Raw genomic sequence first — 14624 nt, forward strand, 5'->3', positions numbered from 1 at the left:
CGCCCCGGGGGAACGGCGCACGGCGCCGGGAACCTAGCGGGTGGTGCGGTGGGTGTCGCGGGTGCGGCGGAGGCGGTTGACGGTGACGGGCGCGTGCGCGAGTGCCTCGGGATCGTCCAGCAGCGCGTTCAGGAGCTGGTAGAACCGCGTCGGCGAGATCCCGAGCCGCTCCCGTATCGCCCGTTCCTTCGCGCCCGGGCCCGCCCACGCGCGGCCGGCGATGTCGAGGACGGCACGGTCCTGGTCGGTGAGGGTCACCTCGCCACGATAGCCCCGTGGCGAGGAACATATGAGGTCTGCACCACACGGGCTTTCCCTTGTGCGGCACCGCCAGGATGCCTGGCGGGCGGCCGAACGGGATCTCTTTCGCCGAGTGGACTAGACCTTTTGCGCTGTCTCACGGGAGACTGTTCTCCGTGAGACACGTCATCGCCCTCGATGTGGGCGGCACCGGCATGAAGGCCGCTCTGGTCGCGGCGGACGGCACGCTGCTCCACGAGGCCCGCCGGGCGACCGGCCGGGACCGCGGTACCGAGGCCGTCGTCGCCTCCGTGCTCGACTTCGCGGCGGACCTTCGGGCGTACGGAACCGACGCCTTCGGCGAGCCGGCCGCCGCGGCAGGCGTGGCCGTGCCCGGACTGGTCGACGAGCGGGCGGGCGTCGCGGTGTTCTCGGCCAACCTCGGCTGGCGCGACCTGCCGCTGCGCGACCTGCTCTCCCGCCGTCTGGACGGCACGCCGGTGGCCCTCGGCCACGACGTGCGCTCCGGGGGTGTGGCCGAGGGCCGGCTCGGCACCGGGCGCGGCGCCGAGCGCTTCCTCTTCGTCGCCCTGGGCACCGGCATCGCCGGCGCCATCGGCATCGAGGGGCGGGTCGAGGCCACCGAGCTCGGGCACATCGTCGTCCGTCCCGGAGGCGCGGCGTGCGGCTGCGGCCAGCACGGCTGCCTGGAGACCATCGCCTCCGCCGCCGGCGTGGCCCGCGCCTTCGGCGCCGAGGCCGCCGAGTGCGCCACCGCCGTCGCCGCGGGCGACCCGCGCGCCGTCGCCGTGTGGCACGAGGTGGTCGCCGCCCTCGCGGACGGCCTGGTCACCGGGATCACCCTGCTCACACCGGAGACGCTGATCGTCGGCGGCGGACTGGCCGAGGCCGGCGAGACGCTCTTCGCGCCGCTGCGCGCGGCCGTCGAGGAGCGGCTGACGTTCCAGAAACTCCCCCTCATCGTGCCGGCGGCCCTAGGGGACACCGCCGGATGCCTGGGCGCAGGGCTGCTGGCCTGGGATCTTCTCTCCCTGGAGGTGACCGCTTGACTGCGGAACCAACCGTGCTGACCGGTGCCCGCGTGGTGCTGCCGGAGGGTGTCGTCGACGGCGGCCGGATCACCGTCGAGGGCCGCTCGATCGTCGCGGACGACCCGCGCCGGCCCGCGGCCGCCCGTGATCTGTCCGGGCACTGGATCGTCCCCGGCTTCGTGGACATCCACGTGCACGGCGGCGGCGGCGCGTCCTTCTCGGCCGCCCGCGCGGAGGACGTCCTCACCGGCGTCGACACCCACCGCCGGCACGGCACCACCACCATGGTCGCCTCCACGGTCACCGGCGAGCTGGACGACCTCGCCCGGCAGGCCGCGCTGCTGTCCGAGCTGGTCGAGCAGGGCGACCTGGCGGGCATCCACTTCGAGGGGCCCTTCATCTCGCCGCACCGCTGCGGCGCCCACAAGCCGTCGCTGCTGCGCGACCCGCACCCCTCGGACGTGCGCAAGCTCGTCGACGCCGCCCGCGGGACGGCGAAGATGGTGACCCTCGCGCCGGAACTACCGGGCGGGCTGGACTCCGTACGGCTGCTGGCCGAGAACGGCGTCATCGCCGCCGTCGGCCACACCGACGCGGCGTACGAGGCGACCTTGGAGGCCATCGAGGCCGGCGCCACCGTCGCCACGCACCTGTTCAACGCGATGCCCACCCTGCTGCACCGCACGCCCGGCCCCATCGCCGCGCTGCTGGAGGACGAGCGGGTCACCGTCGAGCTGATCAACGACGGCGTCCACCTGCACCCGGCCGTCCTCGAACTGGCCTTCCGCAGCGCGGGAGCCGACCGGGTGGCCTTCATCACCGATGCCATGGACGCGGCAGGCTTCGGCGACGGCCGCTACCTGCTCGGCCCCATGGAGGTCGAGGTCACCGACGGCGTCGCCCGGCTCGTCGAGGGCGGATCCATCGCCGGGTCCACCCTGACCCTGGACACCGCCTTCAAGCGGGCCGTCACGGTGGACGGGCTCCCGGTCACCGACGCCGTACGCGCGCTGAGCGCCAACCCGGCGCGGCTGCTGGGCGCGTACGACCGCGTCGGCTCGCTGGAGCCCGGCAAGGACGCGGACCTGGTGGTGCTGGACGAGGCGTACGACCTGGTCGGCGTCATGCGCCGGGGTGAGTGGGTCGTCGAGCCGTAACCGTCGTGGAACGGGCGGACCTCCGGCCGTCGCTGTCCGGTGCCGGAGGCCCGCCCTGTCACAGGGGGCGGGCCTTCACTGCCCCGCCTTCTCGCCCTTCGGCCCCACGGCGAACCATGTCCCGCCGACGCCCTGGCCGTTGAGGTCACCGGGCTTGGTGTCCCCGGCGAAGCGGTAGACCGGCATGCCGCCGACCGTCAGCTGCACCTGACCGTCCTGGCGGCGAATGGCGCCCACCTGGTCGCGGTCCACGCCCGCCAGGTAGACGTTGCCGCCCTGCTGGATGGTGACCGCGGGCCACTGGACGGCGCAGGCGTCGTTGCAGTGCGACTGCGACGGGTCGGCGCTGTCCGGGTCGAAGCGGTACAGCGCGGCCTGGTTGATGTTGATCAGGTGCGGCGCCGTCACCGGCGGCGAGGTGACCGCGGACAGCTGCACCCAGCGCGGCGGGGTCTCCTGCACGGCCGCCCCCACGACGGTCCCGCCGTTGCCGGTCAGCCCGGCCTGGGCGGCCGTGCGGTCGACGACCTGCAGCGCGGTGTTGCCCGCGGGCTGCGACGCGGCGGGGGGCGCCGCCGGCGCGGAGGCGGCCGGGGCCGCCGGGGCACCGGCGTCGCCGATGGTGATGGTCTTGCCGCACCCGGCCAGGCCCGCCACGCCGCACAGGACGACCGCCGTGGCGACGACCGCGCGGCGTACGGGACCGCGCGGGGCGGCGCCGGAGAAGTGGTGAAGAGAGGTCACCCCCGGTACACGAGGCCGCGCCCGGAAGGGTTCACCCGTCTTTCGCGGGTCCTCGCGGGGCTTCACGCGCCTTCACGCGCCTTCACGGGTGCCCGCCGGAAGCCGATTGAACTCCGCGGGCGGTCCCGCCCGTGTGACCCGTGAGGCCGGAAGCGGCGGAGCACGAGGGGAACGACATGGCCCAGGACATCAACATACCGGGGGACGAACTGCGCGAGGCCCAGCAGATGCTGGACTTCGTCCACGACTTCATCGACATCGGGCACCACACGTTCGACTTCGACGCGGCCTTCGGACCCGAGCTCTCCCACGGCTCGGCACAGCACTTCGAGAACAAGTGGGAGGACGGCAAGAAGCAGCTGCAGAAGCAGGTCAAGGGCATCCGGGACGCCATCGGGAGCATCCTCGACTCCTTCGACAAGACCGACCAGGACGCCGCTGCGAACCTCGACGACGGAAAGAGTGGCACGTGAGCACCGCGCACCGTTTCCTGCTCGACGTCCCCGACCTGTGGGACACCATCGACCTGAGCGGGGAGGAGCTGTCCAGGACCCGCGCCAAGGCGCTCGCCACCACCGACGACCCCCGCGAGAAGGCCCGGATCAACGACATGTTCCGGCAGGGGCGGGAGGTCAGCCGGGCCGCGCGGCGGCACGGGGCGCTGCTGGCCACCGGCACCGCGACCCTCTACGGCGACGACCTGTTCATGGCCTACGGCATGGTCTTCGCCGTCACCACGCCCGAGGGATCGGAGCTGACACTCCCGGTGCTCTCCGCGCAGCTGGGGGTCTCCTCCGCGAACGGGACGGCGCCCAAGGACCGGGTGATCACCTCCGTGAAGGTGCCCCACGTGGGCACGGTGCCCCGGGTGACCGGCACCGAGACCACCCGGCTGACCGGCGACATCGACGTCGAGCTGCTGACGATGCACACGATGATGCCGGTCCCCGGACGCGTCGACGACTTCCTCGTCGTCACCCTGGCCAGCCCCAACCTGCCGCTGAAGAACGAGGTGTACGACCTCTTCGACGCCGTCACCGGCACCTTCCGCTTCCTGACCGAGGAGGGCGAGCCGCTGGTGCCCGTCGCCTCCTGAGGCGCCCGTGCGCGAACGGCGGCCGGGACATGGCGTCCCGGCCGCCCTTCCGCGTACCGCGGTGCCGCAGGTCAGTCCTCGCTACCGGACAGCGGCACCTGCACCGCCCGCAGCGACCCGTCGCCGAGGTGGATCAGGCCGCGGCCGTGCTGCGGTGCCTGGCCGACCACGCCGCGGGTCAGCTTGACGCCGATGACCTCGCCGTCGGCCAGGCCCTGCGGCGACAGCAGCATGCCGGTGCGGTTCCGCTTCACCTGGCCCATCCAGCCCGCCAGGCTCAGCGCCAGCGACTCGGCGTTGCCCGCCGCCAGCACGCCCCAGCCGTTGCCCGCGCCACCGCGGGCGAGCAGCGCCAGGTCGGCGTCGATGTCGGAGCCCATGAACAGTTCGGCGTCGTCCACGACGACCACCGCGTTGTCCTGCGGGATGGCCCCGAGCACCCGCCGGAACTCCTCGACCGTCACCTGGGAGTCGGTGATCACGGCGGCCACCCCGGCCCTGCCCTCCAGGTCGCGCAGCGGTGAGCGGCGCGGCGCCAGCAGGACCAGTCCCGTGCCCTCCGCCAGCAGCGAGTGCGCCGCGGTGAGCAGCACCGTGCTGCGGCCGGTCCGCGGGGGTCCGGCCACGACGAACGTGGGGACGTCGGCGAGGTCCGGGCCCAGCGAGGTGAGGGTGTCGCCGCCGACCGCGACCAGCGGGCGCATCGGGCCGCGCCGCGTGTGCAGGGGCAGCGCGTCGCGGTAGGCGATCCGGTCCGGCAGGACGTCCAGGCGCAGCGGACGGCGTTCCCGCGGCACACCGGCCTCGCGCCCGGTGAGCGCCGTGCCGAGATCGGTGAGGAACTGCCCCTGCGCCGCGCCGGACAGGTCGCCGGTCAGTACCGCGATCTGGGCCTCCGCGAGGTCCAGGGTGCGGATGCCGCGCCCGGGGGCCGGGTCGCTCGGCGCCGACTTGGACGGGACGCCGACCGACGAGTAGTCCTGGCGGTCGTTGAGCTTGAGGACGATCTTGTCCTCGGTCGTCCCGGAGAACCGGCTGGAACCCAGTACCCGGTCGCCCGCGAGCACGACGTGGATGCCCACGCCCGCGCCGTCCCGCAGCAGCCTGATCATGCGCTCCATGAGGCTGCCGTTGTCGTACGCGGTGAACTCGCGCTCGTAGACCTCGAAGCGGTCGACCAGCACCACGATGTGCGGGAGCCGCTCCCCCGCGGCCTGGCTGCGGCGCAGTTCGGCGAGGTCCGCGGCACCACGGGTGCCGAGCACGCCCTGCCGGGCGGTGAGTTCGGCGTTCAGCCGGTCCAGCAGCCGGCCCATGCGCTCGACCTGGTTGCGGTCGACGACCGCGCCGCAGTGCGGGAGCGCGGTCAGCGCGTTGAGGGCGCCGTTGCCGCAGTCGATGCCGTACAGGTGGACGTCGTCCGCGCCGTGCGCCTGTGCCAGCGCCGCGGCGAGCGTGCGCAGCGACTGGGAGCGGCCGCTGCGGGGCGAGCCGATCAGGTGCAGATGGCCCGCCCGGTCGATGTCGAACTCCAGCGCCGCGCGGGTCTGCCGCGCGGGCAGGTCCACCATGCCGTAGGCGACGGGCGGCAGTTCGGCCTCCCGCTCGCCGGCCGGCTTGGGCTCGGGCGGCGCCGTCCACTCCAGCACCTCCGGCAGCGCCGGCAGCCAGGGGCTGGGCTGCCGGGGCACGTCGGCAAGGCGCGCGGCCTGGGCGACGGCCGCGGTGAGGACCGCGAGGTCGGTGACCGCCTCGGACTGCGCCAGGCCCGAACCGCCGCCGCGGGAACGACCGGTGGGCAGCGGGCCGCCGAGCTCCCGCCAGGTCACCGCGTGGGCCCGCACCGGCACGTCCGTTCCTTCGGCGACCGCACCGCCGGGCCGCCGGCCGCCGACGCGCCCGGACTGGAACGGCAGCAAGGCGGACGGTCCGAGGCGCGCGTAGGCGCGTCCGGGGTTGGCGGGCGAGATGTCACCGGAGTCGGGAGCGTCGATGATGTCGCGGCTCTCGGTGGTGTCGGTGGTGCGCAGCGCGATCCGCAGATTGGTGTTGGCCCGGATGTCCGGGGTGACCGCGCCGCCGGGACGCTGGGTCGCCAGCACCATGTGGATGCCCAGCGAGCGACCGCGCTGGGCGATGTTGACCAGGCCCGAGATGAAGTCGGGCAGTTCGCGCACCATGGACGCGAACTCGTCGACGACCAGCAGCAGCCGGGGCAGCGGCGGCAGCACGTCGCCGCCGCGGGACCGCTTGTCGAGGTAGTCCTCGATGTCCTTGGCCCCGGCCCGCGCCAACTGGGTCTCCCGGCGGCGCAGTTCGGCGCCCAGCGAGACCAGGGCGCGTTCCACCAGGTGCGTGTCGAGGTCGGTGACCAGGCCGACGGTGTGCGGCAGGTCGGCGCACTCGGCGAAGGCGCTGCCGCCCTTGTAGTCGATGAGCACGAAGGTCATCTCGTCCGGCCGGTTCACGACCGCGAGCGTGGCGACCAGGGTCTGCAGCAGCTCGGACTTGCCCGAACCGGTGGTGCCCGCGATCAGCGCGTGCGGCCCGTCGCGGACCAGGTCGACGGAGAAGTCCCCGTCGTAACCGGTGCCGAGGATCGCCCGCGTGCTGCGGCCGCCGAGCGACCAGCCGGCCACCACCGCCTCGGCGGTGGGCGGTTCGATGCCCAGCAGGTCCAGCAGCCGCACCGATCCGGGCAGGGCGCTCTCGTCGCTGTCACCCACGCCGCGCAGCGGCGCCAGCGCCCGTCCGAAGCGCTCGTACCAGGCCGGCTCCGGCGAGTCGGTGCGCACACCCTCCAGGGCGGAGCCCGTACCGGTGCGCACCCGCGAGACGCCCTGGGAGGCACCCCCGGTGACGACCACCGCGCCGCACTCCTCGGGCAGCAGCCGCTCCTCGCGGTCGATGCACAGGGTGTGGACGCCCACCGACGGCCCGTCGCGCAGCAGGGCGATCACGCCGGGCAGCGAACGGGCCCTGCGCGCCTGCTCCAGCACGACCAGGATGTCGGGGTAGCCGTTGACGCCGCCGCGGACCAGATCCGGTCCCGCCGCCATGCGCGAGGTGACGATCTGGCCGAGCTCACCGATCCGCCGGGCCAGCGAGTCGGTGGTGCTGCCCACCAGCGCGTAGGCGTCCTCGCCCTGCGCCTGCGCGTGCGGCAGCCAGCGGGTCCACGACCACGCCGCCTCCCCGTCCGCCCCGGCGAGTACCACGATCCGCAGGTCCGCCGGACTGTGCAGCGCGGCGGCCTGGGCCGCCATCCAGCCGGCCAGCCGCTCCGCGCCGGGGCCGGCGAGTCCCGCCACCCCCACCCGGCGCAGCGGCACGGAGACCGGCACCTGGCTGAGCGGCGGCACGGTGAACCGCCGGTGCTCGTCCTGCGTGGGGTCCTCGACGCTCAGCGAGGAGGGGAGATCCGCCGTCCCCACCCGGACGGAGAGGAAGTCGGGGTCCTGCCAACGGCGTTCCCACAGCCGCTCGGACGGCCGCACGGCCATCTGCAGCAGGGACGCCGGATCGGGCAGGGACAACCGCAGACCGCGCTGCTCCTCCAGGACGGTGGACTCGATGTCCGCCCGCAGCCGTCGCAGCGTGCCCTCGTACTCCTCCTTCTTCTCCAGGTACTTCAGCATCGCCTGCTTGCGCCCGCCGAACTGGGTGAACAGCGCGGCGAGCGGCGAGAGCAGGGCGATGAAGACGAAGACCCAGCTCTTGGTGACGAAGATGGCGATCGCGGCACTGCCGGCGGGCAGCAGCAGGATCGGCAGCAGCGGCACGGGCCGCTTGTCGGGCCGGACGGGAGGCGTCGGCAGCCGGAACTTGCCGCCCGCGGGTGCGGGCAGGAAGCGCGGCGGCCGGTTGAACTCCAGGCCCAGGCCGTCCGCGGCCGGGGTCAGCGGCGCGGTGGCCGCCTCGCGCGAGGCCAGTTCCAGCAGGGTGTCGCCGATGGCCAGCTGGCTGCCCTCGCGCCAGGCCGTACCGGGCTCCATCGGCCCGCCGTCGAGCAACGCGTCGGCGCCGGACAGCAGTTCCGCGCCGCCGTCGAGCCGCACCCGGATCCGGGCCGCGAACGCCGGGGCGTCCTCGGCCAGCCGGATGCGGCAGCCGGGGTCGCTGCCGAGGTCGTACTCGCCGGGCACCAGCCGGAAGACCGTGCCCGCGCCCCGCCCCGACACCAGCCGGATCTCGGTGCGGCCCTCCGGCTCGGGCTCCGCCGGCAGCGCCGAACCGAGCCCGAGCTCCATGCCGTCCCGCACCCCGGCGGCCTGCAGGGTGGCCTCCGGGTCGATCTCCCCGGCACCGATGAAGAGGGCGGGATCCCCCGCCCCCGCCCCGCCGGCCCCTTCGTGGTCGACGGCCCGCGCGAGCTCCGCCGCGAGACGGCCGGCCCGCGCGGTCGGCTCGGTCTCGACGACGACGGTGGTGGACACCCCCTCGACCCGGGGGTCACGGACGCTGACGTTCAAACGCACGATGCATCGTCTTTCTCACGAAGGGGCAGGACGGGGCGACGAGGGCACCGGCCTCAGCCGAGGTTGGAGCCGAGCTGGTCGTCGGTCTGGGAGAAGGCGTCGCCGACGGAGCGGACGTACTGTCCGATGCCCTGCAGACCCTGGTTGACCTGGTCGAAGCCCTTGGCGAACTCGTCGAAGAACGGCGAGAACTTCTGCTGGGCCGCCGGGGTGCTGTAGCCGTTGGCGAGCAGGTTGGAGATCTTGCCCTTGACCTCGCTCAGCTTGTCCTGCAGCTGCGAGAAGTCGTTGAGCAGCGCCTGCGAGGTGGAGGCGGTCTCGTCCGAGTTGACGCGGTAGTCGGGCATGTCAGTACTCCTTGCGTGATCGGGTGAACAATCCGTCCCTCCAGGGGACGGAGATCTGTGGAGGTGCGGGTCCGGACGGCGCTAGCCGCCCTGGGTACCCGTCGTCCGGCCGCCGCCGTCGCCACCGCTGCCGCCGTCACCGGCGGGGCTGGTCGGCGCGGTGGTGAAGCCGTCACCGGCGGGGCTCGTCGGCGCGGTGGTGAAGCCGTCGCTGCCGGAGTCCGAGCCGGACGGGGAGGTGGCCGCGCCCGGGGGGCTCGCCGGGCCCTGCGGGCCCTGCGGCGGGATGTCCAGCGGGGTCAGCGGCGGACGCCCTGCGGCCGGGGAGTCCGGGGTGGTCGTGGTGGTCGGAGTGGTCGGCGCCGTGGGCGAGTTCGGCGCGGCCGGGGTGGTCGGGGAAGCCGGCGGGGTGGCCGTGGTCGGGGAGTTGGGCACCGTCGGCGCATTCGGGGTCGTCGGCGAATGCGGCGCGGCCGGGGGCGTGTTCCCCGGATCCAGCGTCGGCGCCGCGGGAGGAGCCGCGGGGGGAGCGGGAGGAGCCGGCGTGGCGGTGCCCGTGCCCGGGCCGGTGGAACCCTTGATCGGGATGCCGTCGGCGACGCCGTCGATCTTGCGGCCCAGCCCCGCGACACCGACCGGTCCCGCACCCAGCTTGGGCGCGGAGTTGGCGATCTCCCCGGCCGCGACCTCGTTGGGGTCGCCGCCCTGGGCGACCCCGACACCGATCTTCGTACCGAGGGTCGCACCCTCCTCGACGAAGCCCCCGACCTGGTCCGAGGCCCGCTTGCCGATCGAGTCGCCCAGCGCGGGATCGGTGGTGTCGCCGAACCGGCCGCCGCCCCCGGGCGGGACCGGCGCGTTGCCGCGCGCGGAACCGATCTTGCCGATGCCGCCCTTGAAGGCCGCTCCGGCGACCGCGCCCGCGGCGGCACCGCCGAAGACGCCGGCCGCGGTGATCTTGTCGTGGTTGGCGGCCTTGGCGGCCGCCTCCAGCGCCGAGTTGGTCAGGAACTTGCCGGTGATGTCCACGGTCGTCTTGCCCACCGGGTTGGCCAGCACCGCGCCGATCGCCTTGTTGCCGGTGACGGAGTCGCCGACCTTGGTGATCGTCCCCGAGACCTTGGCGATGGTCCCCGAGTTCTTGATCGCGGCGACCACACCGGGTGCGATCGCCTGGACCGCCTTGCTGCCGAGCTTGAACAGGGAGGCACCGGGGATGATGCCGATCAGTCCGGCGACGAAGTCACCGGCCTTGATGCCGCCCGTCTGACTCGCCACCACTTGGTTGAAGACGAACAACGCCCCGCCGAGCAGCGCACCCACCACCGGGAAGAACACGGCCACCACGGCGATCAGCGCGGCCAGCAGGATCTGGACGAACGGGAAGTCCTTGAAGAAGTCGGCGATCTTCTGGAAGACGTTGCGCTCGGGGATCGCCTCCGCCGCCGCGCGGTCCAGGACCTCGGCGCAGGTGCTCTGGGCGGACTCCCGCATCTGCTTGGCCTGCTGGGCCAGCCCCTTGGCCGCGCCGAGCTCGTTGTTGCCCGCGTCGATCTCGTCCTGGACGGCGCGGGCCTGAGACTTCTCCTGGTCGGTGGGGTTCTCGCCGAGCGTCTTCGGGGTCTGGCCCGCCTTGGCCGCGGCCGAGCGGGCCTGGTCGACGGCGCGGTCGAAGGTGTCCTGCGCGTCCTGGAGGCGGGGTATGTAGTCGCTGTAGGCGCGGGCCGCGTCGTGGTACGAGGTGGCCGTCTTGTTCAGCTTGTCGGGAAGGTCGTCGCCGATCTTCTCCTTGAGCTGGTCCATGGCCGAGCCGCGGCCGCGGGAGATGGTGCCGTCCTTCTTGAGGATGTTCAGCGCCTTCTCGGCCGCGTCACCGACGTCCTGGTACCGCTTGACGACCCCCCGGATCAGTTCGGGATCACCCGGCGTCGGGTCCCGGTCGAGCCCCACGAGGCGGAAGTCCTCGTCGCTCGCGTGCCGGCGTCCCATCCGTGTCCCTCCCAGGTCCGTGTGCGTTGTCGCTTGCCACACGGCGCCCACCGGGACTTGGTTCAGATCTCCTTCGAACCTTTTTCCCGCGGCGCTCCGTGTAGGGGGTGACGGAGCCGGGGACCGGGGACCGGCACGCACACGAGAACTTGGTGGAGACGATGAGAGACGGCGTCAGCGCCTCAGGGCGGCACCGGCCGGCGGCCGCGACGACCGCACCCGCCCATGGGACGGCGCTGCGCCGCGCCGCGGCCGCGGTGCTGCTGGCGCTCTGGGCGCTGTTCGCCGCGAGCGCCGCCCCGGCGAGCGCGGACGACCAGCTGGTGAAGGTGTTCGTGGTCCAGGACGCCGCCACGACCGGGGGCGCCCCGGCGACCCTCGCGTCCGTCGCGGCGAGCACCCTGGGCGACCCCGCGCGCGCCGCCGAGATCTTCGACCTCAACCGCGGGCAGGCGCAGACCGACGGCTCCGCCCTCACGGGCCCGGACGAGCAGCTGCACCCCGGCTGGATCCTGCGCCTGCCGCAGGACGCCTCGGGCCCCGATGTCCAGCTGGCCCGGGACACCGCCGCCCAGAACGACTCCGCGCCCCCGGCCGCGACCGACAGCGGCGCGGGCACGGGGACGGACACGGGGACGGGCACCGGCGGCGGTGCCGCGTTCACCATTCCGCTGCCGGCCGCGATCGCGGTGCTGGGCGCGGTACTGCTCGCCCTGGTGACCGCGGGCATCGTCGGCAGGCGCCGGGTGGGTGCCGCGTGGGCCGCGGCGGGCCGCGCGGTGCGCCGGCTCGGCGACCCCGTCGCCCGGCGGCGCCGGCTGGCGCTGCGCCGTACGGTCGGCCGGCACTTCGCCGCCGACGCGGGCTCCGTGCGCCGCGCCTACGCGGCCGCCGCCGACCTGTCCGGCCCCGGGGACACCCCCGGGCGGCCGGTGCACGCCCTGCGCGTGGACAGCGCCGGGGTGACCGCGTGGCTGGCCCCGGGCGACACCCCGGGTGCCCCCTGGACGGCACTGGACGGACCGGAGGGCACGCGGTGGCGGCGCACGACCGACCCCGGGGCGTCCCGGGTCCCGGACGACCGGGCCTGTCTGGTGCGCGTCGGCGTCGACGCGGACGGGGAGCCGGTCTTCTACGACCTCAGCCGGCTCGACGGGGTCCTCAGCGTCACGGGCGACCGCGCCGTCGCCCGCGACGTGGTGCACGGCCTGCTCGAAGAGGTCGCCCGCAGCCGACCCGGCACCCCGGTGACCGTCCTGCGCGGCAGCGAGGACGCCACGCCGCTGACCCTGCCGTCCGGCCTCCGGCAGGTCGTCCGCATCGGGGCGGAGGAACACGCCCCGGCGTTCCCGGGGCAGTCGGCGCCCGAGGCCCGCGGCACGGTGCGCGGCGCCGCCGCCCGCCGGCCGGTCACGGGGCTGGTGGTCATGGCCGGCACGCCCACCGGGCCGGAGGCCGCGGATCTGGCCGCGCTGTGCGGTCCCGGCGGGGCCGGCTGGACCGGGCTGGTCTGCGGCGAGGTCGGCGGCGCCCACTGGCGCTGGCAGGCCGGCGCGGACGGCGCCGTGGACATCCCCGTGCTCGGTGTCCGGCTCACGGTCCCGGCGTGAACTGTCCCGGCGGGAACGGCGTGGACGCCGCGGTCACCGCGCCGCGGCGCCGACCCGGCTGCGCAGATGGCTGAGCGCGTAGTGCTGCCGGGACTTCACCGTGCCCGCCGGGACGCCGAGGATCCGGGCCGTCTCCTGGACGGTCCTGCCGAACAGGTACGTGTGCACGAGCACCTCGCGGTGCTCGTGCGACAGGTGCCGCAGCAGGGCCCGCGTGTCGACCGAGGCCAGGACGGCGTCGGCGTGGTCGGGCTGGAGCACGTCGTGGTGGTCCGCGCCGACCGTCTCGTGACGGGAGCGGGCGCTGCGGATGCGGTCGATGGCCAGGTTGCGGGCCACGGTGAGCAGCCAGCCCCGGACGGAGCCCTCGTTGCCGTACAGCCGGTCGGTGTGGTGCCAGGCGCGGATCAGGGTCTCCTGGACGACGTCCTCCGCCATGTGGCGGTCACGCAGCAGGCGTTCCGCGTAGGCGAGCAGCGGTTTGCCGTGGTCGGCCACCAGAAGGGTCAGCAGATGTCCGGAGCGTGCCGCAGGGCGGACACCCGGAGCAGCGGCGAAAGTCATGGTCGGTCCCGGAAGGCACAGCTCGTTCCCCGTCAGCGCTCCCGGCTCTCGCGCCGGCGCCGCCGCACGGCGGGGCCGGTGCGCGGATCGCCGAAGGACGGGGCGGGGCGGGCGCAGGCCGGACCGGGTGTGGGGCCCGCCGGCCGACGGGCACGACGGTTCGTGCCTGCTTCGGCGATGTTCCTGGCGGAAGCAGCGCGTGGCGCGATCGTAGGCAGGCCCCGATGCCGAAAATCTGACGCGATTCTGACGGCCGGCTCCGCCACCGCGCGGACCGGAACGCGGCGACGGCCCGCCGGGGCATCGCTGCCCCCGGGCGGGCCGTCGGCACGGCCCCCGGCCGGCGCGGGTGCGCCGCCCGGGCCGGGGCGGTCAGCCCTTGGCCGCCGGGACGGTCTTGCCGCGGTCGACGGTGATGTCCTGCTTGATCGCGAACCACACGCCCTTGACGTTCTGGCCATTGGTGTCGCCGGGCTGGCTGTCGCCCTTGAAGGTGTAGCCGGGCCAGCAGTTGAAGGCCTCCTGCTGCGTGCCGTTCGGCGTGTTGAAGGTGAACAGTGCCGTGGACTGCAGGCCCGCGGCCTTGGCGTCGGCGGCGGTGACCGGGGCGGTGGGCGTCCACTTCTGCAGGCAGGTCGCGTCGCACGCGGTCTTCATCGGCCACGGCTTGTCCTTGGTGAACAGGTACAGCGTCCGGCCGTTCTTGTCCTGAAGGATCTTCCCGAGCTTCGGGTCGTTCAGCACGCCGAGGGCCGGGCGCTCCACACCGGCCTTCCAGCCGTCGGGCTCCGCGGCGTACCACACGCCCTTGACGCCCTGGCCGTTGGTGTCACCGGGCAGGCTGTCCTTGGCGAAGTAGTACAGCGGCTTGCCCGCGAGGGTGAGCTGCTTGGAGCCGTCGGTGCGGGTGATGGAGCCGAGCAGGTCCTGGTTCAGGCCCTTCGCCGTCTGCGTGTCGTCCGCGGGGACCGGCGGCCACTGCGCCGCGCACTCGCCCTCGCAGCTCGAAGTGCCCGGCTCGGTGTCCTTGTTGAAGACGTAGACGGTCATGCCCTTGCCGTCCACGACGATCGTCTTGAGCTTGGCGTCGGTGCGCACCGCCAGTCCGGACGCCGCCTCCGTCACCGGCGGGGTCGACTCCGTGCCGTCCGCGCCGGGATAGCCGGACACCGCGTTCACCACCGGCTGCTGCACCGACGCCGGGGCGGCACCGGTACCGGTCTGCTGTCCGCAGGCCGTGACAGCCGTCAGCGCCAGGGCCGTACCGGTCAGGAACAGGGCGTTCCGCGCGTTCTTGTTCATCGCACTTCCTCAGGTCCACCAGACGTCCGCTCCGGGCCGGAGCTA

The 14624-nt window shown here is 74.1% G+C and carries 12 protein-coding genes; 5 read left to right on the forward strand and 7 right to left on the reverse strand.

Going from position 1 to position 14624, the window contains the following annotated elements:
* Window positions 1–33: 33 nt before the first annotated feature.
* Window positions 34–291, reverse strand: coding sequence for a DUF3263 domain-containing protein (locus ACFYXS_RS17995; protein ID WP_389249865.1), 258 nt, complete (start codon window positions 289–291; stop codon window positions 34–36).
* Between the two features lie 125 nt (window positions 292–416).
* On the opposite strand from ACFYXS_RS17995, the gene ACFYXS_RS18000 reads away from it, so the two are divergent.
* Complete coding sequence (locus ACFYXS_RS18000; RefSeq protein WP_389249092.1) at window positions 417–1310, forward strand: ROK family protein; 894 nt, start codon at window positions 417–419, stop codon at window positions 1308–1310.
* A complete protein-coding gene (gene nagA, locus ACFYXS_RS18005) occupies window positions 1253–2449 on the forward strand; it encodes an N-acetylglucosamine-6-phosphate deacetylase (protein WP_389249094.1) in 1197 nt (398 codons plus the stop codon). The genes ACFYXS_RS18000 and nagA overlap by 58 nt, the downstream gene beginning before the upstream one ends.
* Before the next feature lie 75 nt (window positions 2450–2524).
* Here nagA and ACFYXS_RS18010 read toward each other — a convergent pair whose 3' ends face one another.
* Window positions 2525–3193, reverse strand: a complete 669-nt coding sequence (locus tag ACFYXS_RS18010) for a hypothetical protein (protein ID WP_389249096.1) — start codon at window positions 3191–3193, stop codon at window positions 2525–2527.
* A gap of 176 nt (window positions 3194–3369) precedes the next feature.
* Here ACFYXS_RS18010 and ACFYXS_RS18015 point away from each other — a divergent pair, with 176 nt between their 5' ends.
* A complete protein-coding gene (locus tag ACFYXS_RS18015; RefSeq protein WP_389249098.1) occupies window positions 3370–3666 on the forward strand; it encodes a hypothetical protein in 297 nt (98 codons plus the stop codon).
* Complete coding sequence (locus ACFYXS_RS18020; protein ID WP_389249100.1) at window positions 3663–4289, forward strand: hypothetical protein; 627 nt, start codon at window positions 3663–3665, stop codon at window positions 4287–4289. Before ACFYXS_RS18015 ends, ACFYXS_RS18020 begins: the two co-directional genes overlap by 4 nt.
* Window positions 4290–4360: 71 nt before the next feature.
* On the opposite strand, the gene ACFYXS_RS18025 is transcribed toward ACFYXS_RS18020, so the two are convergent.
* The 3 genes from ACFYXS_RS18025 to ACFYXS_RS18035 all read right to left on the reverse strand — a co-directional run bounded on the left by ACFYXS_RS18025 (window position 4361) and on the right by ACFYXS_RS18035 (window position 11103).
* Window positions 4361–8767, reverse strand: a complete 4407-nt coding sequence (locus tag ACFYXS_RS18025) for an FtsK/SpoIIIE domain-containing protein (protein WP_389249102.1) — start codon at window positions 8765–8767, stop codon at window positions 4361–4363.
* Between the two features lie 53 nt (window positions 8768–8820).
* Window positions 8821–9114, reverse strand: coding sequence for a WXG100 family type VII secretion target (locus ACFYXS_RS18030; protein ID WP_319662927.1), 294 nt, complete (start codon window positions 9112–9114; stop codon window positions 8821–8823).
* Between the two features lie 81 nt (window positions 9115–9195).
* Window positions 9196–11103: a hypothetical protein gene (locus ACFYXS_RS18035; protein WP_389249104.1), complete on the reverse strand. Its 1908-nt coding sequence runs from the start codon at window positions 11101–11103 to the stop codon at window positions 9196–9198.
* A gap of 152 nt (window positions 11104–11255) precedes the next feature.
* On the opposite strand from ACFYXS_RS18035, the gene ACFYXS_RS18040 reads away from it, so the two are divergent.
* Window positions 11256–12713: a hypothetical protein gene (locus ACFYXS_RS18040; protein WP_389249107.1), complete on the forward strand. Its 1458-nt coding sequence runs from the start codon at window positions 11256–11258 to the stop codon at window positions 12711–12713.
* Window positions 12714–12746: 33 nt separating this feature from the next.
* On the opposite strand, the gene ACFYXS_RS18045 is transcribed toward ACFYXS_RS18040, so the two are convergent.
* The gene (locus ACFYXS_RS18045) at window positions 12747–13277 is read right to left on the reverse strand and encodes a sigma-70 family RNA polymerase sigma factor (protein ID WP_389249109.1); all 531 of its coding nucleotides are present in this window, start codon (window positions 13275–13277) and stop codon (window positions 12747–12749) included.
* Window positions 13278–13649: 372 nt separating this feature from the next.
* A complete protein-coding gene (locus tag ACFYXS_RS18050; RefSeq protein WP_389249111.1) occupies window positions 13650–14579 on the reverse strand; it encodes an SCO0930 family lipoprotein in 930 nt (309 codons plus the stop codon).
* Window positions 14580–14624 lie beyond the last annotated feature (45 nt).

Source organism: Streptomyces sp. NPDC002574, from assembly GCF_042889545.1.
Taxonomy (GTDB): domain Bacteria; phylum Actinomycetota; class Actinomycetes; order Streptomycetales; family Streptomycetaceae; genus Actinacidiphila.